The following is an 18,516-nucleotide window of genomic DNA, read 5'->3' on the forward strand; positions in this document are numbered from 1 at the left end:
AAAAGCGGGTTGTTTCAGCTCGCTTTTATGAATTTTACTAATTTATTTGAAAAATATATTAAATAAAAATGATATTGAGGAATAATACATGAAATATATTAATGGTTTTTATGTAAGGGAAGACATATATGGTGAAACAGTGCTGGTATCTCAAAAAAATTTAAAGGAGTGTATAGAATATATAAATACATTTAATGTTTTTGGAGTACAAATAAATGATATGTATTATGAAATGGAAGATTTAAATTTTTTGAAGGATTGTAAAAGTATCATTCACCTATCGTTAGATAGTATCTATTTAAAAGATATTTCGAGTATATATGATCTGAAAAATCTTAAGGATTTATCAGTAGCTGAGTCTAATTACAAATTAGAGTTAAATAAATTAACAAATTTAGAAAGCTTGTCTATGTATTGCAATAAAAAGGTGACAGGCTTACAAGAACTTGTTAATTTAAAATCACTTTCTTTATGGAAATACAGCCCTAAAAATAGAGATTTAAATGAATTGAAAAATTTGCGGAAATTAGAGGAATTAAGAATTACACAATCTAAAATAGATTCAATTAGTGGCGTGGAAAATTTCGAGAGTCTAAATTCGTTAAAATTAAATTATTTACGTACATTAAAAACGATAGAATATTTAAAATACGGAAGTAGAAAATTATATGATTTAGAAATTGAATCCTGTAAAAATATCGAAGATTTTTCCGTTATTCAATATTTAAAGTCTTTAGAGACCCTAAAACTTTTAAGTTGTGGGGATATGCCTACAATAAGTTTTATAGAATCTTTGGATAGATTAAAGCATTTTTCTTTTGTAGGAAGCAATATTGTAGATGGTGACCTTAGTGCCTGTGAAAAGATCGAATTTGTTAGCTTTACAGATAAGAGACATTATTCGCATAAAAATAAGGATTTTAATTGTATATAGGAGGGATTATAATGAAATTCCCAAAAGATGAAGATGGACAAGTATTAAATATGTTATATAAACAGGGTGTAGATTTTAATAAAAAACACATAGTAGATTTCTTTATTGCAACTCCTGATCAAGACAATGGAGAAAAAATACTTGTTAGATTACAAGCATTGGGCTTAAATTGTGAATTAGATTTTAATGAAGAATTTGAAGATTGGACATGTACTTGTTCTAAAGAAATGTTCTTAATTTATGAGGATATCGTAGAGATGCAAAAGGAATTGAGTACCCTAAGTGAAGAGTTTGGTGGATATACAGATGGTTGGGGGACATTTGTCTAAGAATAAGTTTATTTATGATAGTATGCTAAATTAGACTGGATAAAGAAATATTTGTAGAAAGAAGAGCTATTATCTGCTCTTCTTTCTTTATGTATAAATGGATTTTGGGTAGTGGAATCAAAAGGACAAACGTTATACTACTACTACAACCCTCGTGGTGATATAGTTGCGATGACAGATCAAAATAGAGAAGTTGTAGCAACGTATGAATACGATGCATGGGGTAATGTATTAAAGAGTGACGCAAAAGGTATCGCAGCAGATAATCCATTTGGATATGCGGGATACATGTATGATAAAGAGATTGGCATGTATTATCTGATTGCAAGATACTATCAACCAGAGCATGGTGTGTTTTTATCGGTGGATCCTGATCCGGGTGATGAAGATGATCCGGTTACGCAGAATGGGTATACGTATGGTGATAATAATCCAGTGATGATGATTGATCCAGATGGTCATTTAGCGTGGTTTATTCCAGTCGCTGTACACGGGGCGAGAATCGCTGCTCCGCATGTAGGTCGTTTTGTTGGTAAACAATTGGCTAAACGTGCAATAAAGCAACCATTAAAGTACAAGAATACGAAAGCAGTAGCAGGTAAAATTACTGGATATACAAAACATGGGCTAAACCAAGCGATTAGTCGTAATAACGGATTAGGGGTGTCACCAAAGGCGATCTTACATACAGTTAAGTCAGGTAAGAGGGCTATACAAAAAGATCGTGGAACTATTAAATATACTAGTAAACAAGCTGTAGTCGTTTTAAATAAGAAGGGAAAAGTCGTAACGACTTTTGCTAGAGGAACGAAATATACACGGAAAGGAAAAAAATAAGCGTGAGTAAATTTAATAGTGATGTGCAAGGCGTATTGCAAAGGATATTAAAGGAAAAGCAGCCTGAGCTATTGTGGATTGTAAATTGTAGGGACTTTAGTATATTAGAAATTGAAACTATACATGAGTTGAGAGATATATTAGCAGATGAATTAATTGAAAAAGGCTTTGATGAACAGGATAATATTAATGATTTTGGTAGGGATTTAGAGAAATTGATTGATGTATTTGGAGATTTACTTCCTTAATAGTTCAGGTGCATAATAAATTTGTAGGAGGAAGGGCCAATATTGGCTCTTCTTTCTTTTTGGATCTTAATCCAATGAATTCAATTTTAAACGAGACACTACCAAACGGAACAACTAAATCATACACATATGATGGATTTGGAAACCGTACAAGTGTGAAAGTTGTAGAGAATGGAAAAGAAACAAAATCTATAGCGGCAACATTCAATGAAGGAAATCAACTTGTCAAATTCGGAAACGAATCGTTAACGTATGATGCGAATGGCAATCGTACATCAGACGGAAAGTACAAGTATACATGGAATGAAAATGACCAACTTGTAGCTATCACAAAACAAGGTGAAAGCAATGCATTCGCAACGTATAAGTATGATGATGATAATCGTCGTATTGAAAAGAGTATAAATGGAAAAGTAACACGTTATTTCTATGATGGAGATAGTATTAACCCATTGTATGAAACAGATGGAAGTGGAACTGTACTGCGCCAATATGTATACTCTATGGATGGCGCCCGTTTGGCAATGAAAGCACAAGGTCAAACGCTATACTATCACTACAACCCACGTGGTGATGTAGTCGCGATGACAGATCAAAATAGAGAAGTTGTAGCAACGTATGAATATGATGCATGGGGTAACGTATTAAAGAGTGATACGAAAGGTATCGCAGCAGACAATCCGTTTGGATATGCAGGATACATGTATGATAAAGAGATTGGCATGTATTATCTGATTGCGCGTTACTATAATCCTGAGCATGGTGTGTTCTTATCGGTGGATCCTGATCCGGGTGATGAGGATGATCCGATTACGATGAACGGGTATACGTATGGTGATAATAATCCGGTGATGATGGTGGATCCGGATGGGCATTTAGCATGGTTTGTTCCATTAGCTATACATGGAGCAAGAATTGTAGCTCCACATGTAGGGCGTTTCGTTGGTAAACAATTGGCTAAGCGTGCTGTAAAGCAAACGGTGAAATATAAAGGGAAAATTGGGACACCGAAGAGAAAGGTAGTATTTGATCAAAGAAATTTACCGACACAAGGAGCAAGGAAAAATAGTATAACGTATCATATTAAACGCGGAAAACTATATCAAAAGCGGTATTATGATCATAAAGGGAAAGCATGGAAAGATATAGATTATACTGATCATGATAATCCTAAAGCACACCCTGTAGTTCCTCATAAACATTATTGGAATTGGAAAAAGAAAAAACCACATAGTGCGTGGTATCCATTAAAAAAGAAATGGTGATACTATGAGATTGTATTTAGCAGAAGAGATAGGATATATAAACGAAATGCTTTCATTTATATTTGAGGATATGAGCAAGTATGATTGGATATTTGCAGATATGGTGCCGCATGTATTTAAAGGTGAATCTGAAGTGATGGATACCATATTTGAGCAAGAAAAATTTTATATTTCAGGTGAAGATCTTTATAGCTTTTTGAAAGAGTATGAAGTGTTACTTATATTTGGAGTAGTGATTGCTGTGGAGAAAGGAAATGAAAAATGCCTCGGAAATATTCCAGAAACTCCAATTATCACAGAAAACAGAGAGTATTGGAAAGATGAGTACAATTTAACGTTGCCAGGATCAGTAATGGAGTTTGGTTTTTTTGATACGTCAATTTTAATGTTTGCAAGTGATGATAACTATAGCATAGAGAGATTTAAAAGCAGTTTTCAAAATGCGGAATTTTATGTAGAAGATGAATTATAAAAGCGTTAGTGAAATTTGAAAGGAAATCCTTTTGGATTGAAAGAAATGTATATAATAACTATTATCTTCATGAGCTGGGTACTTCGTATCGATGTAGAAGCAGTCGAGGAGGAAGGAGAGCTGGTACCGGCTCTTCTTTCTTTATATATAAATTGAATTTTGGGGTGCATTTTTTTTACAACCTTTATGTGTAGAATCAATAAGAGGGTTTTATTATTGGAAGAAAATGGTTTAAATGAAAAACAGTTAGAGTGTTATAGGAGAGAATAAATGGAATCAGTATTATTTAATAAATTAAATTATACGTTACAGGTCGGGAAAATTCGTATGTTTATACCGGATTTTAGATTTAGAGACAAATTATGATGCAATGGTTTTTATACGAAATCAAGTTAAAGAAGCGGGAATAAAAGGTAAAGTCCGTTTTGATTCAGAGAGCGATTGTGTAGAAATATATTCAACTAATGGGAAGACGTTGTTACAAGTTGCGATTTTAGTGAATGAACTTATAGACGAAGAATTTACATTTACGAATCAAAGAGAGTATGAGCAGTTCATAGGATCTTGGAAACGACCTAAAAAACAAAAATGGAAAGTTGGGGATGTATCTTCTATCCCTTTACCAAATGAAACATATTTCTTTGGACAAATTGTTGAATTGATGGAAGACGTGTTTCCTTTATGTTTTATATTTGATTTGCATTTGAAAACAGTGCCTACTAAAGAGGATATCGATAATGCTAACATTTTAACAGCTTTGATGCTTAATGGAATGGTATTTGACGATTATACTCTTAAGGTTATTTTTGAAATGGAAATAATGGGAGAAATAAATGAAAATACTAGGAGAAATCCAGTTCGAAATGTGACTTGGTCTACTTCTCATTTGGTAGATTTCTGCATGGAATATAAATTAGAAGAGAAACAGGAATTTGTAGAAAAGATACTTGCTAATAGAAACTTTGTAATTGAGTATAAATGAGGATAGCAATTTTTGTCCGTACTATAAAGTAATATGTATTTTCTCCAGCTAAGAGTATTGATCTTTATTATGAAAATCGCGAAATAAATTTGTATGGCGAATTTATACATGTAGGGGAATGATAAGATGAACTTTGAATTCAAAAGAGTTCAGTGTATTGAAGATAGTAATATATATCGGGTGGATAATTTTACTGACATATATGAAACGGATTTAAATAGTAACGATGATTTTAATATTGATAATTTGAATTTGATTTTTCAACAGAGGATTCATCAATTCATTATACATGTAGGGAAATCAGAAGTATTACATTTTAAAGAGGAAGTAGATTCTAAAAATATTTTCTATAAGATTTTAGATCTTGGAAAGAATAATATTTTCTTTGTTTTTGAATCTATACGAACGAAAGAAATACTTTATATTATCAATTTATTTTATAGTGTAAGTATAGAAAACACGTTAGCTATAATTTGTTTTGGAGAAAAGGTTCATATTGAATTTGAAAAAATAACTCAAAATAGGGTTATAGAGTATGTAATGGGGAAGTGTTTTGTTCCTAAAATCACATTAGTCCCATCATCGGCGTGTGCTTTTATTCAATATGATGGTGCATTATTAACAATTGTTAGTAACAATTTAGAAATATAGAGACAGAGTAATGAAAGATAAAGTTGTTAGAGAGAAGGGTGAGTATAAGCTCTTCTCTCTTTATATATTTCATGGTAATGTAAAAATTTGTTTTTAAGGAGAAAACATGGATACGTACATTGAAATACACAAACCTGCAACGGAAAATAACGGATATTTTCTAGTGTTAGATGAACATGATAATTTTGAAAATGATAACATCTTGAATTTGTTATCGACAATAAATAGATATGTAGTTGATGTTGATACAGGTATGGAACGATTTATGGAAACAATGATGTCGAAATTTCATTTATATCTTTTAGTGAATTGTGATGGGGTTCAAGAAGCATTAACAAAGGTGCAAAATTACATTTGGGAAAAAGAATTAAAAGAGCTAAACTGGAAAAAATCGACCGTGAAGAGCACAATTTTAATTAATCATTATGATCCTGCAACTGATATTTTCGATGTGATTTCCCCAGTATGTATGGAGGGGAGCCTCATGTTTCTTTTCTCTGAAAAAGAAATAAACGAAAATGAGTTAGAGCGTATCATAAAGCATATGAAATTTGATCGGACAAGAGTATATTTTAATAAAGAAACAATTGAACTAGCGGGGGAAATGGGGTATATAGTAGGGCATTTTGAAGATGAGTATTATATAGTATCTTTACGTTCGGAAAAGCAAGTATTTGTTTGTTATGCGGAAGAACGGATTATGGATTAAAATAAAAGCTATAGAAGTTTTTACGTTGAGAATGAAAATGCACTCGAACTTTCGGGTGCATTTTTTACAATTTTTATATTTAGAATCAATGAGAGGATTTTCATCTATATGAAAGATATCGTCTGTAAAGAGCTAAAAAGTTTTAAGTACATTGTTGAAGCGTATCAGTTTAAAAAAATGAGTTTGGATTATAAACAAAATGTAATGTTACTCGTACAAAATGATACGGATCAGCCTTGTATAATTTATTTGGATAAAAATAATTTACATATAAAGAGTTTCAATTTAAATGTGGATATTGATGTTGAATCTGTTCTATGCAACGAATCGGAGAGAGATGGTTGCTTATATTTAATTATGAAGGTGATAACGCAGTTATTTATAATGCAGACGGAAGTGAATATTGTAAGTTTTATGCCGGAGAAGGGATTCAAGATTGTCAGGTTGATGTGAATGAAGATATATGGGTTAGTTATTGTGATGAAGGGGTTTTCGGAGAGTGCCCAATTGGAGTAAATGGTATAGTTGCTTTTGATTCTCAAGGGAACATAGTATTTAATGATTATGATTTATTTGTTGATAAGTACGATATTCCGCCTATAGATGATTGTTATGCAATGAACGTTATAGATGGAGACGTTTGGCTCTATTATTATTCAGAATTTCCTTTAGTTCAAATGAAAGATAAAAAAATTCATATGTCTTGGAATGAAATAACTGTAATTAAGGAAATACGGTCGGAAAGTTTTGCAGTTGCTCAAGATAAAGTAGTATTCATTACGCAAGATAAAAAGTTGGTTGTTTATGATTTAAATAATAATCATGTGCATCATATAAATCTTCGTAATGAACTTGGAGCACCGATTCAATTTGGTACTTATTATAGCCGCGAATCTGTTATGTACTTTCAGACGGACGATAGGCTGTATTATATTGATGCAATTAATATGTGAGGTGATAAATATAAAAAGTGCACCCAACAATCTGGGTGCACTTTTTCATAACCTTTATATATTTCTCTTCATCAATTCCCCAACCTGCGTTGCAACATACTCAACATCATTATCAATCTCATCCAACACGTAAGATTCCAAAATGCCCATGACAGCTGTTCCTAAAAATTTTAAAACGATATGTTTATCGATGTTTTTATTTACTGACGTATTCGTGTTTAGTTTTTTCTCTAGTTCCCCCATGATGAACGTTAGGAACTTTTTCTGAAATGATAATGTGCTGTTGCTTCTAAATAATGCTGCGAAAAATGGTTTGTGTTCTTTGAAGTATTCAAACCATATGACAGTTCCTTCTATATAGCCTTTTGTTTGTTTTATATCGCATATTTCTCTTAATTGATTTAAATGGTCGTCCACAATTTTGTCTAATAAATTGTATTTATCTAGGTAGTGTAGGTAGAAAGTTTTTCTTCCGATGTTTGCTTTTTCTGTAATGTTTTTTACTGTAATTTCATCAAAGCCATCTTCAATTAACATTTCGATAAATGCGGATTGAATGGCGTTTTGTGATTTTATAATTCTTCTATCGATTTTCTCCATATGATGTTCCTCCGTTATTGATACACATATTTCGTTATGTGTGTATTATCACCCAAATGCGTAAATGTGGTCATTGAAACAAGTGGTTGCTCGCTTTATTATAAATATACACGTGAGTATTAACTCTCACAAGTGTAAAATAAAAAATAAAGTAAGGGTGGTTTTATATATGGCAGTTACGAAAAGAAATGTTCATTTTTATGCAAGAGGATTACAAGTTGCAGGTATTTTAAATATTCCTGTAGGTGCTGAGGAAAAGAAACAAAATGCAGCGATTGTTTGTGTGCATCCAGGTAGTAGTTGTAAAGATCAAACAGCAGGATTGTATGCGGAGAAGTTAGCAGAACAAGGTTATGTAACGCTTGCGTTTGATGCATCGTATCAAGGTGAAAGTGAAGGGGCACCGAGATATATGGAAGAACCAGCTGTGCGAGTTGAAGATATTCGCTCAGCGGTAGATTATGTAACTACTCTTCCTTATGTAGATGAAGAACGCATCGGTGTGTTAGGGGTTTGTGCAGGCGGTGGTTATGCGGTAAATGCCGCAATGACAGAGCGCCGCATTAAAGCAGTTGGCACAGTTGTTGGTGCAAATATTGGCCGATTAAACCGTGAAGCGGATCCAATCGGGGTGTTAGAGGCGATTGGTAAACAACGTACTTCTGAAGCGCGCGGAGCAGAGGCAATGATTACAAACTGGATTCCTAAAAATGAGGAGGAATTAAAGGCAGCAGGTATGACGGATATAGATATTGTAGAAGCAGTTGAGTATTACACAACGCCGCGAGGTCAAAGTGTGAATTCGCCAAATAAGTTAAACTTTACGAGTATGGGATCGGTAATTGGTTTTGATGCGTTCCATTTAGCAGATACATTATTAACACAGCCGCTGCAAATTATTGTCGGCAGTAAGCAAGGCGCATTCGGTTCTTATAAAGATGGTCATGAGCTGTATAAGAAAGCAGCTTCAGAGAAAAAAGATTTACTTGTTGTGGAAGGTGCGAGTCATTACGATTTATATGACCAACCAGAACCAGTAAAAATTGCAGTTGAAAAATTAACAAGTTTCTATAAAGAAAATCTGTAAAAATAATTTTGTTTTGAATTGCACCTCTAATTGTTAGGTTTGCATCTAGCAGTTAGAGGTTTTTATTGTGAAGATTGCTGTGCTTAATATTTACGTTAAACGTGCATAACAAGATATAATAGAAGAAATCAAGAAGGAGGCTGACTGTGAAAAATCTTCGTTATTTCAATATATTTACTATGTTACTTGTATACACACTACTCATGTTTTACATCGGCTGGAACGGTTGGGTTTGGCTTCATGCGGTGTTCGGCTGGGAATCTTGGGGATATTACGCTTTCGTAGTCGGTTTTATTTCATATGCGTATATTCTTGTGCAAGTGTTTAAGTTTTTGCCATTTCTACGAACAGTCGGTTCAATTTGGTTTGCGGTCATACAATACGCGCTTATGTTATTGCCACTTGCTGATATTACAGTTTTCCTTCTACAGTTTGGGGTGGAGAAAGAGACGGCAATTATTTGGACAGGAACGGCCGTGTTACTTGCGTTCATCTTTATTTTTGCGTATGGAGTATTCAACGCATATAGCCCAGTAGTAAGAAAATATGAGGTGCACATCCCGAAAAAAGTAGAGGGACGTAAAAGTTTACGCATTGCGATGGCTTCAGATATGCATTTCGGTAAATTATCTGGCGTTTCGCATTTAAAAAGACTTGTCCGTCATGTAAATGAGATGGAGCCTGATATTATTTTACTGCCAGGTGATATTATCGATGACCATCCAGGTGTGTTCATTCAAAAAAATATGGGACCAATTATGAAACAAATGAAAGCTCCATTAGGCGTATATGGTGTGTTAGGAAACCACGAATATTACGGACGAGCAGTTCCTGAATTTTTACAAGAGATGGATAAGATTGATATTCGTATTCTGTTAGATGAAGTGATTACAATTGAAGATCAATTTTACCTCGTCGGAAGAAGAGATAAAACAGAGCGAGATCGTCAAAGCTTTGAAAATCTAATGAGTACGGTAAATAAATCTATGCCAGTTATCGCAATGGATCATCAACCATTCGAGTTGAAACAAGCAGCGGAGGCTGGCGTCGATTTACTACTATCCGGCCACACGCACCGTGGACAAATGGCGCCGAATCATATTGTAACGAGAAGAATGTACGAATTAGACTGGGGATACGCACAAAAAGGTGCATTCCACGCGATTGTTTCTTCTGGTTTCGGATTCTGGGGACCACCATTAAGACTGGGAAGTAGATCTGAGATTGTGCAGGTGGAAGTTACGTTTGAATAGTGGGATAAAGAGAAAAGGGCTGACTGATAAATGTCAGTCCTTTTCTCTTTCATTTTTTCTAAAATCATACGTGTCCGTCTCTACATGTAATTTATGATTATTAATCATTACTGTATGATCGTCTAACCATTGTACAGTTGCATCTTCTTCACGATAATTCCAGTATATATTTTTCTTGTTCATAAATTTTTTATTATTTGCTACAAGCTCTCCTCTTATAGCAAAGCTAGTCGTTGCGCCGCCATTATGCCTGTATATATGCAAAGTATATGTTTTATCTGGTGAGTGTATGGATTGAATCTTTTCACCGCCTGAAAGCCCAGATAAAGTAAAGAATTTCCAATATCCTAAACTAATGAATACAATCATGATGAATAGAATGGTGAAGAAAATCTTTTTCATGTTTCCCCTCTTTCCCTTAATGGCTATATATGTATTAAATCAAAAAGGAATAAAACTGGCAATGTTCTCCTTTTCCTCACCGGAATATGTCCGTTTCTATTTCTAGCGTCCTGTTCACGATTTGGAATGAAAGTCCACAAATTTTTCAATGAAAAAAGGCTCCACATAAGGAGCGCTCAATAAAAACAAATGAATTAAAAGAAATAACAGACATGTATAAATGACATTTATACTTTGATATCAATATATTTATAATTTATATTGATATCGATTTTATAAAAAAGGTACGATTAAAAGACGCTGCTGAAATAAAGGGGGATTATAAGTGTTTATATCAGATGTACTATACGGTGAATTTAAAGTGGATAAAGTAGTAGAAGAATTAATTTTAAGTAGGCCTGTACAAAGGCTGAAAGGTATTCATCAAAATGGCGCAAGCTACTTAATAAATGAGAAATGGAATGTAACGCGCTTTGATCATTCTGTTGGCGTTATGTTGTTAATTAAGAAACTTGGTGGTTCAGTGGAAGAACAAATTGCAGGTTTACTGCATGACGTATCACATACTTCGTTTTCCCACGTGATTGATTACGTTTTTGATAATAGAAATGAAAGTTATCATGAAGAGATATTTAGTTCTGTTGTGAAAAACTCAGAAATTCCAGCGATTCTTTCAAAGTATGGTTATAACTATGAAGACATGTTGTTAGATGATTCGAAATGGACGTTACTGGAAAGGTCAGCACCAGAATTATGTGCAGACCGAGTGGATTATACGTTACGAGATATGTATACATATGGGTATGTTTCTTTAGAAGAAGTTCACAGTTTTTTAGAGGATGTCATTGCTGTAGATGGGAAAATGGTTCTTCAAAGTGTCGAAATGGCAGAATGGTTTACAGAAACGTATTACAAAGAAGTAATTGATTTCTTTATGAAGCCAATGAATATTTACGGAAACGACATGTTAGCGAAAACGCTAAAGTTAGCTCTTCATAAAAGGATTATTCATGCAGATGACTTTCTTCTTGAAGATGATGAGCTTATTTCGAAATTGCAGCAGTGTAATGATTCAGAAGTACATGCTTTATTAAGAAAAATTCATTCGAATGTAAACGTAAAAGAAGATAGAAACGATTATGATTTGTATCAGAAAAATAAAGTCCGACTCATTGATCCGCCGTTACTTCGTGAAGGTGAAGTTGTTTTATCGTCTGTCGTATCAGAAAACATAAGACAGATGAGTGAGGTCACTTATGAAAAAGCGGTGAGAGGGATGTATGTGAAAGTGATTTCGGATTAAAAAGGAGAGCATATCTTTGCTCTCCTTTTCCTCATTAATAATCAAACCAATTCCAAACCTCAATATCTCCAAGAGTCGCATAACGCACATTCGGTGAGTTTTGTAATTTTAATAACTCTTTCGACGGGCCAGTAATGACCATGCCGTATACTTTAACGCCGTTATCTTTTACATACTGATAGCGCTTATCTAATTTTAGTTCTTTCTCAGGAATTATAGCTATTTTACTTACCGTTTCTGTATGTGTAGAAAGAATACGTATCATTTCAATAACTGTATCTTCGGGCGTTTTCTGATTCTCTGTGTCACTATCTAGGAATCTTATATGTTCTGGAAATCCTATAGCTTCTCCGCCATGTAGGATGTGGTCTTCTACATTTGTTTTTTCTTGTCCCGTATCTAAAGCGTACCATAAAGGAGTTGGAGGGAGTTCTTGTGCTTCAAATACGTTATATAAAAGTGGTTCTAGCTCCTTTAAAGTGTAAGCTTTGTCAAAAGAAATTGCGATTTCTGCAACGGTCCCTTCATGTACTTTTGCAAGTGTATCCCATACCTTTTTTGAAGATTCCTTTAAATAATCACCCTGTTCTGTTTTTGGGTGAACAAAGAAGAGCTTTGGCTGATAGAATGTATTCATCCAAGAGTTATTTAGGACATTTACAGATGATAAGAAGCTACTCGTTTCTAATGTACCGAGTGGTATTTCTTTTTTACCGACCGTTTTTACTACATTAAAGTGGCTGTTCGTACGGAAAAAGGCTTCTACATTCGTTCCGCCCCCCATAACGCGGCTATTTGGGATAGTTGCTTCAAGTGCAAGAGAGGGAACACTTCGTATTTCTTCTAACCTTTTATCGTTATTAGATTGAAAATAAAAGGCAGATAATATTCCACCGATTATATATATAACGATACAAATGGATAGGATGAAACCAAGCGTCTGTAAGCGATGTTTCCACTTTATTCTCCAAAACGGGACTTTCAAATTTTGTGGTGGTAACCTTTTCTTTATCGGCTCACTTTTCGCAAGCAATTCATCCAAATGCGCTTCACACTCTTCACAAGTCTCAATATGACTTTCTAACTGCTCTTGTTCATCATGCGTGAGCGTTCCGTTTTCGTACTTTTCCCACAGTTTTTTAAACTCTGTACAACCCATCCTGATCACTCCTTTATGCTTTTCGTTTCTTTTCGTCCCCTGTGTAATTCAATTTTCACTTTCGCAAGTGTGAGACCAGTCATCTCTGCTATTTCCTTATACGAGAATCCGTAGTAATCTCGTAGTAGTAGGACATTTCGTCTTTCAAGGGGAAGCGAAGATAAACTGTCTAACCAACTAGCAATCTCATGTTTTACGAAATAAGAGTGCTCTGTACTTGGTACGTTTGGTAAATGGAATTCTGCAATTGTCGTTGTTTTATATCTTTTTTCTTTTCGATACCAATCGATAAAGGCGTTGTAGGCAATCGTAAATAACCACGGTCTAATTTCTTCTCCTTTATAATAGTCAATATGGACGAGCATTCGGTAAAAAGTTTCTTGCATGAGATCTTCCGCATAGTGGGAATCTCCGGTAAGGGAGAGAAGATAGCGAAATAAAGTGAAACTTTAATCAGTGGGGGTTTTCTTCATCCCCCACTGATTATTAGTTGAACCAATCGGACTTTTATGGGCAGTTGATCCCCCACCTAAATTCTTTGCTTTCGCTGCATTTTGAGGTGGGGGTCTTACTGCCCATTAAAGTGGGATAAGTCGTGCATATGCTCGGAGTAAATGTCTTCTAATGATTGTTTGCGTTTCACTACATTTCCCTCCCTTCATACATAACAACGAAATACATATAAAACAGTTACATTTGTTTTTAAAAATATAGTAAAAAACGTCAAGAATTGGATAGGATTCTCTTTTATCATAATACATATAAGGCGGGTGAGCAGAGATGGAAAGCTATGAAACACAAATTCAAAGGTCAATTGATTATATTGAGGAAGATGTAATGGAAAAACAGACGCTGCGTAATTTAGCACGCATTGCAGGTTTTTCTGAGTCGCATTTTCATCGTGTATTTCAGGCGTTAGTAGGTGATACAGTAATGGAGTATGTTCGAAAGAGGAGGTTAGCCCGGGCAGCTTATCAACTTTCTCATACGGATGAAAAAGTTATTGATATCGCATTTGAGCATGGCTTTCAATCTCACGAAACGTTCACGAGAGCCTTTAAAAAATTATTTCAAATGACACCGAGTGAATATCGAAAACAAGAAATTGAAACGCCGATGTATTACAGCGTAAATGTAAAACAAAGAAAATTAAATCCGTATTTAGGAGGCATACAAATGGAATATCGTATTGTAAATAAACCAGAATTTTTAATGGCGGGCTATGAACTGAAGACGACAAGTAAAGAAGGGAAAAACCATCAAGACATCCCAGCATTTTGGCAAGAATATTTACAGAAAGATCTTGGAACAACGATTCCGAATCGTAAAGATACGAACCAATGGGTAGAGCTTGGATTATGTACTGATTTTAATTTAGAAACAGGCGACTTCACTTATATTATCGGCATGGAAGTTACAGGCTTTGAAAATGTACCAAATGAAGTTGCGAAGCGTACTTTCCCAGCAGCGACATATGCTGTATTTACAACGCCGAAAGTTCCTCATGAAGAAATGGTATCGTCTATTCATCAAACGTGGAATGCAGTGTTCTCAGAATGGTTCCCGCATTCAGGATATGAACATTGTGGCGTTAATGAGTTTGAACTATACGATGAACGTTGCCACGAAGATAAGAGTGAGTTCGCTCAAGTAGAACTTTGGATACCGGTGAAGAAGAAGTAATAGAAAGAAAAGCGAGCCACTGAGTGGTTCGCTTTTTTAATATAGGTTGCTATATTTGTCGTTTTTTGTCGGTAAGTCGATATATCTAGAAAATCGCCGATATATTTTGAGTTGCGCTGATATATTCAGAAAATCGCCGATATAATTTCATTTACCGCTGAACTCTCCCAGAAAAGAAAAAAGACGCCACATAGCGCCTTTTCTACGAATGAAACGGGAACACAAGTGTAATCGTCGTTCCTTTTCTGAGTTCGCTGTCAATAGAAATTGTTCCGTTATGAGCATGAACGAGCTGTTTCGTAATAGCGAGGCCAAGTCCAGTTCCGATGTTACTTTCTTCTGTATTTGTTCCTCTGTAATATCGCTCAAATAGAAGCTCTTTCGTTTTATCATCCATTCCTTTTCCATTATCTGAAATAGATAGTGTAAATGAAGTAGCGTTTTGTGAAAGTTTTACGATGACGTTTGTCGTTTCATTATTATGTTTTACAGCGTTTACGAGTAAGTTTTCGATAATACGCTGGAACCATTTTTCTTCAATGAAATATTGAATTTTATTTGAGCTTGGTACGAATTCAATATTTTGATTTTGAAGTGTTGGATTATTAATGAATTGTAATAATACTTTTTGGACGAATTGATTCATTTCAATGTTTACGTGCTGCGCAGGAAGACTGTTATTTTTTAATTGATACGTTAAGCTTAAGTCATCAATTAATGTCGTCATATATTGCGATTTCTCTTTCATAACGCTGCCGAATTGTTGAATGTCACGATCAGTCCAGTTGTACTGCTTTGATTCTAGTAATAATGCGTATCCATATATAGAGCTAAGTGGTGTTTTTAAATCATGTGTAAGCCCAGTAATCCATTCCTCACGTGTTTGCTGCAATATTTGCCTCATCCCATCATTTTTTTTGAGTGTAATAGAAAGGTGCTCTAGTGAATTTGTTACATCACTAAATAAGCGAAATGACCATTTTTCTTTACCAGATCGCCGGAACCTGACAGGTTTCCCTTTTTTACTAACAGGCTCTTCATACTTTCCGCCAGCTATGTTTTTAAGCCAGCGCATCGCATGTAATAACGGTTTTCCAAATTTATTACCGTACCAAATAGAAAGAATGACTAAATAAACAAATACGATAAGAAGGATTAATCCGCATCCGATTAGAAACTTTTTAGCAAATACATCGTCTATTTCATCATCTGGGTAGTAGTACTCATTTTTGGCAGTTACAACGAGAAGATGATTGCTATTTGTGTCGTAAAAGCTAGACGTGTTTTCTTTATGATTCCACGGTTCCTTTTCGCTAAGAGCAGCTTGTATGACAGAAAACGGTTTTTTCTTTCCATCTGGATAGGAGAATACTTCTTCGCCGCCACTATTAAAGATTTGAAGAGTAGCCTTTTCTTTAGAAAGTAACTGTTTTTCTTCTTCTGTTAATGCGAATGAATCTGTAGATACAGAAGGATGCTCTTTCTGGATCGTTTTCAGTAATACATTGCTTTTTAACATACCGCCGTAAATAACAAGTACGTTCTTTTCTTCTAATTCAATTTCCCAATATGTAAATGTATAAGGACTTTCTATATGATTCTGTATATACGAGAATAATGATGATTTCGTATAAGATGTTGGCACGTCACTAGGCGTATTAAAGTGATAGAGAACTTTGCCGTTTTCCTCCACAACTTGAATCCAATCATTTTTCTCTTTAATTAAGTCTTTTACTTCAGCTTTTAACGAAATATCGCCATCTTCTGAAGAAATGTATCTTGCAATCATAAAATTTTCAGCATCTGGAATGTTCGGTTCGTATGAAGTACTCGTAACAAGAAAAATTAAATACGTGAAAGCCGCTACTACAGCAATCAGTAATGTAACTAAAACAAATACGTGTTGCATGATAAACTGGATAATAAGTCGTTTATTAAAGTTCATATCGTCACCCTACTTTGTAATGAACTTATAGCCAAGCCCGCGAACGGTTTTTATATATTCTGGTTTACTTGGGTCTTGTTCAATTTTTTCACGTAGTTTTCGAATGTGGACCATAACGGTATTATCATCGCCATTATAGGCAGGTGCTCCCCAAACTTTCTCGTATATTTCTTCTTTCGAAAATACGTAATTCGGATTCTCGCAAAAGAAGAGTAATAGCTGAAATAGCTGGGCGGAACATTCGACAACATGTCCATTTACTGTAAGCTCTGCGGAATATCGATCAATTTCAAATCTACCAAAGGAACTGGATTGTGCTTTTTGTTCGTGTGGTACTGCTTGTTTCATATGTCTTCGGAGTTGTGCTTTCATACGAGCTACTACTTCAAGTGGATTAAATGGCTTCGTAATATAATCATCTGCACCGTGTGAAAATCCTGATATTTTATCTAAATCAGATGTTTTAGCTGTGAGGAAGAAGATAGGACAATCTGTTTTTTGGCGAATGACCGGACAAATATCAAATCCAGATTGTCCAGGAAGCATGACATCTAAAATAATTAAATCGTAATCGTTTTGCTGAGTAAGAGATAAAGCCATTTCAGCTGATGTTGCAGTTGTAATATGAGAAAAACCTTCTTTTTCAAGAATGGTAGTTAGTAATTGTAAAATTGCTGTTTCATCATCAACGAGCAAAATATTTGCTTCATACATAAAAAACCCCTCCTAATTTCCTCGAATATCATATCATCTTTCTGTAACTTATGGAATTTTTAAGGAAATTTTAAGGTTTTCTTTCTCAAAAAATTAAGAATCAAATGATATGATAAAAGTAACATAGGGGAGGAGATGAGTGTGAATCCGTTTCAAACGATGCGAGCTAGATATTTTTTAATTGTATTTGCACTATTAACTTTAGTTGCAAGAGCCAGTAATGAATTGATAGAAAATACATTTCATATGCAAAATTCTACTTTTATAAATATTCTTATATTCTATATTCTGCCGATTATGTGGATCTTTTTTGAATATAGAAAACACCGTGTTTCATTTTCATTATTTATTAATAGAAATGAAACATTTAACCTGGTTCAAGTTTTATACATTACGATTATGTTATGCGTGTTTAGTTATGGATATCTTATTTTGTACATGTATAGTTTTGCATGGATTACACCGGCATTTATTATGAACGCGTTACGTGAACCGATTATAGATAGTACAGGGGGATATGTATATCAATTTATTATGGTCGTATTCATTGCGCCAATTATTGGTGAATTTGTTTTTCGTGGATTTTTACTGCAACGCTTTGCAGCAAAATGGGGAACGAGTATAGCGATTATTGTAGTAGCGATGTTGTTTGCGTTGTTACATGTTGATTTCCTAGGCGCAGTTGTATTTAGCGTTGTACTATCAATCGTATATATTCGTACGAATAGCTTACTCATGCCAATTGCTATTCACATGTTAAACAATGCATTTGTAATTGGCCTTTCTTTTCTAATAAATAAAGAAGAGATAATGAGTTTTGCAGATTTCTCAAATTATACGACGTTCTTTCCAGGACTTATTATTTTTATAACAGGATTAAACTTAGTACTTATCTTTTTATTTGTTAACCGCAAATATTGGAATAAAGAAATGCCAGCTATATATGTAGAGCAGGAAAAGAGCTTTTCAGATGTAGTGGGGAGTAAATGA

General features: G+C 34.4%; 17 protein-coding genes and 4 pseudogenes. 15 read left to right on the forward strand and 6 right to left on the reverse strand.

The features are described from left to right. The first annotated feature begins 88 nt into the window (after positions 1 to 88). The 10 genes and pseudogenes from AC1Q8N_RS14900 to AC1Q8N_RS14945 all read left to right on the forward strand — a co-directional run bounded on the left by AC1Q8N_RS14900 (position 89) and on the right by AC1Q8N_RS14945 (position 7,380). Positions 89 to 934: a leucine-rich repeat domain-containing protein gene (locus tag AC1Q8N_RS14900; RefSeq protein WP_098077624.1), complete on the forward strand. Its 846-nt coding sequence runs from the start codon at positions 89 to 91 to the stop codon at positions 932 to 934. Positions 935 to 945: 11 nt separating this feature from the next. Next, on the forward strand, positions 946 to 1,263 hold the full coding sequence (locus AC1Q8N_RS14905) for a ribonuclease E inhibitor RraB (RefSeq protein WP_141519982.1): 318 nt from the start codon (positions 946 to 948) through the stop codon (positions 1,261 to 1,263). A gap of 111 nt (positions 1,264 to 1,374) precedes the next feature. Then, positions 1,375 to 2,100 (forward strand): annotated as a pseudogene (locus AC1Q8N_RS14910) (RHS repeat-associated core domain-containing protein); the annotation flags it as partial. Between the two features lie 2 nt (positions 2,101 to 2,102). Then, entirely contained in the window at positions 2,103 to 2,348 is a 246-nt protein-coding gene (locus AC1Q8N_RS14915) for a hypothetical protein (RefSeq protein ID WP_000033133.1), read from the forward strand. Positions 2,349 to 2,416: 68 nt separating this feature from the next. Then, positions 2,417 to 3,613, forward strand: a pseudogene (locus tag AC1Q8N_RS14920) (RHS repeat domain-containing protein); the annotation flags it as partial. A 4-nt stretch (positions 3,614 to 3,617) separates the two neighbouring features. Beyond that, a complete protein-coding gene (locus AC1Q8N_RS14925) occupies positions 3,618 to 4,085 on the forward strand; it encodes a hypothetical protein (RefSeq protein WP_098068675.1) in 468 nt (155 codons plus the stop codon). Positions 4,086 to 4,455: 370 nt separating this feature from the next. Then, a complete protein-coding gene (locus AC1Q8N_RS14930) occupies positions 4,456 to 5,067 on the forward strand; it encodes an Imm26 family immunity protein (RefSeq protein WP_255258483.1) in 612 nt (203 codons plus the stop codon). A 126-nt stretch (positions 5,068 to 5,193) separates the two neighbouring features. Further along, positions 5,194 to 5,718, forward strand: coding sequence for a hypothetical protein (locus AC1Q8N_RS14935; protein ID WP_098077632.1), 525 nt, complete (start codon positions 5,194 to 5,196; stop codon positions 5,716 to 5,718). Positions 5,719 to 5,824: 106 nt separating this feature from the next. Beyond that, entirely contained in the window at positions 5,825 to 6,427 is a 603-nt protein-coding gene (locus AC1Q8N_RS14940; RefSeq protein ID WP_098077635.1) for a hypothetical protein, read from the forward strand. Positions 6,428 to 6,535: 108 nt separating this feature from the next. Then, positions 6,536 to 7,380, forward strand: a pseudogene (locus AC1Q8N_RS14945) (YxiH-YxzG fusion protein). A 54-nt stretch (positions 7,381 to 7,434) separates the two neighbouring features. On the opposite strand, the gene AC1Q8N_RS14950 reads toward AC1Q8N_RS14945, so the two are convergent. After that, complete coding sequence (locus tag AC1Q8N_RS14950; RefSeq protein WP_071721578.1) at positions 7,435 to 7,980, reverse strand: TetR/AcrR family transcriptional regulator; 546 nt, start codon at positions 7,978 to 7,980, stop codon at positions 7,435 to 7,437. Positions 7,981 to 8,149: 169 nt separating this feature from the next. Between AC1Q8N_RS14950 and AC1Q8N_RS14955 the strand changes: the two genes are divergently transcribed. Further along, the gene (locus AC1Q8N_RS14955) at positions 8,150 to 9,067 is read left to right on the forward strand and encodes an alpha/beta hydrolase (protein WP_098132608.1); all 918 of its coding nucleotides are present in this window, start codon (positions 8,150 to 8,152) and stop codon (positions 9,065 to 9,067) included. 146 nt (positions 9,068 to 9,213) lie between these two features. After that, on the forward strand, positions 9,214 to 10,320 hold the full coding sequence (locus AC1Q8N_RS14960) for a metallophosphoesterase (RefSeq protein ID WP_098077644.1): 1,107 nt from the start codon (positions 9,214 to 9,216) through the stop codon (positions 10,318 to 10,320). 33 nt (positions 10,321 to 10,353) lie between these two features. Here the strand turns inward: AC1Q8N_RS14960 and AC1Q8N_RS14965 are convergent, their stop codons facing one another. Then, entirely contained in the window at positions 10,354 to 10,722 is a 369-nt protein-coding gene (locus AC1Q8N_RS14965) for a DUF5412 family protein (RefSeq protein ID WP_098077647.1), read from the reverse strand. Positions 10,723 to 11,047: 325 nt separating this feature from the next. Here AC1Q8N_RS14965 and AC1Q8N_RS14970 point away from each other — a divergent pair, with 325 nt between their 5' ends. After that, a complete protein-coding gene (locus AC1Q8N_RS14970; protein WP_493521261.1) occupies positions 11,048 to 12,025 on the forward strand; it encodes an HD domain-containing protein in 978 nt (325 codons plus the stop codon). A 34-nt stretch (positions 12,026 to 12,059) separates the two neighbouring features. Here the strand turns inward: AC1Q8N_RS14970 and AC1Q8N_RS14975 are convergent, their stop codons facing one another. Then, positions 12,060 to 13,184 carry an anti-sigma factor gene (locus AC1Q8N_RS14975; protein WP_493521262.1) on the reverse strand — a complete coding sequence of 375 codons (1,125 nt, stop codon included), beginning with the start codon at positions 13,182 to 13,184 and terminating at the stop codon, positions 12,060 to 12,062. Positions 13,185 to 13,189: 5 nt separating this feature from the next. Beyond that, positions 13,190 to 13,624, reverse strand: a pseudogene (locus AC1Q8N_RS14980) (RNA polymerase sigma factor); the annotation flags it as partial. 340 nt (positions 13,625 to 13,964) lie between these two features. Here AC1Q8N_RS14980 and AC1Q8N_RS14985 point away from each other — a divergent pair. Continuing rightward, positions 13,965 to 14,867, forward strand: a complete 903-nt coding sequence (locus AC1Q8N_RS14985) for an AraC family transcriptional regulator (RefSeq protein ID WP_098077655.1) — start codon at positions 13,965 to 13,967, stop codon at positions 14,865 to 14,867. Positions 14,868 to 15,069: 202 nt separating this feature from the next. Here AC1Q8N_RS14985 and AC1Q8N_RS14990 read toward each other — a convergent pair whose 3' ends face one another. Then, the gene (locus AC1Q8N_RS14990; protein WP_493521263.1) at positions 15,070 to 16,812 is read right to left on the reverse strand and encodes a sensor histidine kinase; all 1,743 of its coding nucleotides are present in this window, start codon (positions 16,810 to 16,812) and stop codon (positions 15,070 to 15,072) included. Positions 16,813 to 16,821: 9 nt separating this feature from the next. After that, positions 16,822 to 17,526, reverse strand: a complete 705-nt coding sequence (locus tag AC1Q8N_RS14995; RefSeq protein ID WP_048545258.1) for a response regulator transcription factor — start codon at positions 17,524 to 17,526, stop codon at positions 16,822 to 16,824. A gap of 135 nt (positions 17,527 to 17,661) precedes the next feature. Here AC1Q8N_RS14995 and AC1Q8N_RS15000 point away from each other — a divergent pair, with 135 nt between their 5' ends. Continuing rightward, a complete protein-coding gene (locus AC1Q8N_RS15000) occupies positions 17,662 to 18,516 on the forward strand; it encodes a CPBP family intramembrane glutamic endopeptidase (protein WP_098049084.1) in 855 nt (284 codons plus the stop codon).

It is taken from the genome of Bacillus sp. GW823-FHT06B01, assembly GCF_058952315.1.